This is a genomic window from Streptomyces prasinopilosus (assembly GCF_001419695.1).
Lineage (GTDB): Bacteria > Actinomycetota > Actinomycetes > Streptomycetales > Streptomycetaceae > Streptomyces > Streptomyces prasinopilosus.
The window spans coordinates 1-2,056 of the sequence record NZ_LIRG01000945.1; the positions used below are offsets into that span (position 1 = coordinate 1).

The window sequence follows — 2,056 nt, forward strand, 5'->3', positions numbered from 1 at the left end:
GGTTCCCGGGTGAGCGGCCCGACCGGGGAACCGTCCACAGGACCTGGCCCCGCACGCCCCGGTCGGCGAGCAGGCTGCCCGCCGCGAGGAAGCCGGTGGTGGCGGCGCGTTCCATCAGGGCCACGGGCAGGTCGCAGCGGATGGCGTCACCGGCCAGGGCCACCCGGGGGTCGGGGGTGCGGACGGTGGGCCTGCGGGAGTGGGTGCCGACCGGGAAGAGCGGGCAGTCGGCGCGCCGTTCGTGGCGGGCGTCCACGATCCGTGCCCGCCAGGTCTCGGGGTAGACCCGGTGCAGGCTGTCGAGCAGCCGGGTCCGCACCGTTTCGGGCTCCGCCTCGGCGGCGTAGGCGTGCAGTTCCACGACCGAGCCGCCGGTGCGGGCGGCCCAGCGCGCGGCCTCGCCCTCGTAGCGTTCCAGGACGCTGATGTTGTCGAGGCCGTCGTAGCCGCTGGTGCCGAGGAACCCGGGGCGGTCGGCGTGGACCGGCCGGTCGAGCCAGAGCCGGGAGACGGTGAAGGGCGGGGCGGTGCGCAGGGCGGCGATGTCCTCGCGCCAGGCGGGGGTGCCCAGGCCGGGGGACGCCGCGACGACCTCGCGCAGGGCCCCGGGATCGAGGGCGAGCACCACCGCCTCGTGGCGGTCCGCGGCGGTGCCGGTCCGCACCTCCACTCCCCCGTCGTCGCGCGGGTGGACGCCGTGCACGGGCGTGCCGGTGCGCACGTGGGCCCCGAGCCGTTCCAGGTAGGCGCCGAGCGGCTCCCACAGCGCCTGGGGGAAGGGCTCGTCCGGCACGTCGAAGAGCAGGCCCTCGGAGGAGCCGAGGAAGTAGATGTGGAACATCAGCAGGAGTTCCGCGGCGGACAGTTCGCGCGGGTCGGCGAAGAAGCTGCGGGAGAACACCTCGAAGGCCAGGTGGTGGGCCGCTTCGGGGAAGCGGACGCGTTCCAGGAATCGGGTCGCGCTCAGGGAGTCGAAGCGCTCGTAGACCTCGGGCACCCGGACGTCGAGGAGGGGCAGCGCGGCCCGGGGGTCCATGGCGGTGAGGTCGCGCCAGCCGAAGGTGGGGCTGAGGGCGACGAACCCGAGGGCGCTGAACGGCGGGGTGCGCGGGACGCGGGCGAAGCTGTCGGTCAGTCCCGCGCTGTGCCGCAGCGGGTAGTCGGGCAGCGGCCGGAGGCGTTCGAGCGCGGGATCGGTCCGCCGCAGCAGGCCCCGCAGGTTGTAGTACTGGCGGAAGAAGGCGTGGAAGCCGCGGCTCATGGTCGCTTCGCTCCCGTCGGCGAGGCGGGTGCGCCATCCCGCGAGGCGGCCGCCGAGCGACTCCTCCCGTTCGTAGAGGGTCACGCGGGCGCCCCGTTCGGCCAGGAGGGTGGCCGCGGCGAGTCCCGCGATCCCCCCGCCGATCACGGCGACGCCCGGCGCGTCCGCCCGGTCGAACCGGTCCCGGCCCGGCGCGGGCATCACGATCTCGGCCTTGCGGTCCCGGCCCCGCCGGGCGGCGCGCGGTGCACTGTTCATCGGTCGTCCCCGGGTGTCGTGGTGGAGCCGTTGCGGGCGAGGAAGGTGTGGGTGATCCCGGTCTGCCATCCGGCGAGGGGGACGGTCCGCACCCCGGTNNCGCCGTCCGGGTCGGTGACGTTGCGCAGCAGGTAGGCCGCGAACACCGCGTCGTACGGTCCCTCCCCGGCCGTGGCCACGTCCTCGGCGGCCAGGTGTCCGAAGCGCACGTGGGCAGGCCACGGTTTGGCGCGTGCCTGCCGCAGCATTCCCGGGGAGGCGTCGACGGCCGTGATCCGGGCGCGGGGTGCGGCCCGCAGGAGGGCCCGGGTGGAGGCGCCCGTCCCGCACCCGAGGTCGAGGAGGTGCAGTCCGGCCCCGCCCCGGGGCAGCCGCAGCCGGCGCGCCGAGCGCAGGAGGCCGGTGCGGTAGCCGGGGTGGAGGGCTGTGAGGCGGTCGTAGGAGTGCGACGCGCGGTCGAAGGCGCGTGCCAGGTCGCGGTCGCGCAGCAGGGTCATCGCCGGCTCTCTTCGAGGTGGGGGGCGGGGTGGGTGCGAC

The 2,056-nt window shown here is 75.9% G+C and carries 1 protein-coding gene and 2 pseudogenes; all 3 read right to left on the reverse strand.

The features are described 5' to 3' along the window. On the reverse strand, positions 1-1,519 hold a 1,519-nt coding region (locus AOK18_RS28845), incomplete at its 3' end, for an FAD-dependent oxidoreductase (protein WP_055696225.1). Next, positions 1,516-1,617 (reverse strand): annotated as a pseudogene (locus tag AOK18_RS34945) (ubiquinone biosynthesis methyltransferase UbiE); the annotation flags it as partial. The gene AOK18_RS28845 and the pseudogene AOK18_RS34945, both read right to left, overlap by 4 nt. A 2-nt stretch (positions 1,618-1,619) precedes the next feature. After that, positions 1,620-2,016, reverse strand: a pseudogene (locus tag AOK18_RS28850) (class I SAM-dependent methyltransferase); the annotation flags it as partial. Positions 2,017-2,056: the final 40 nt, after the last annotated feature.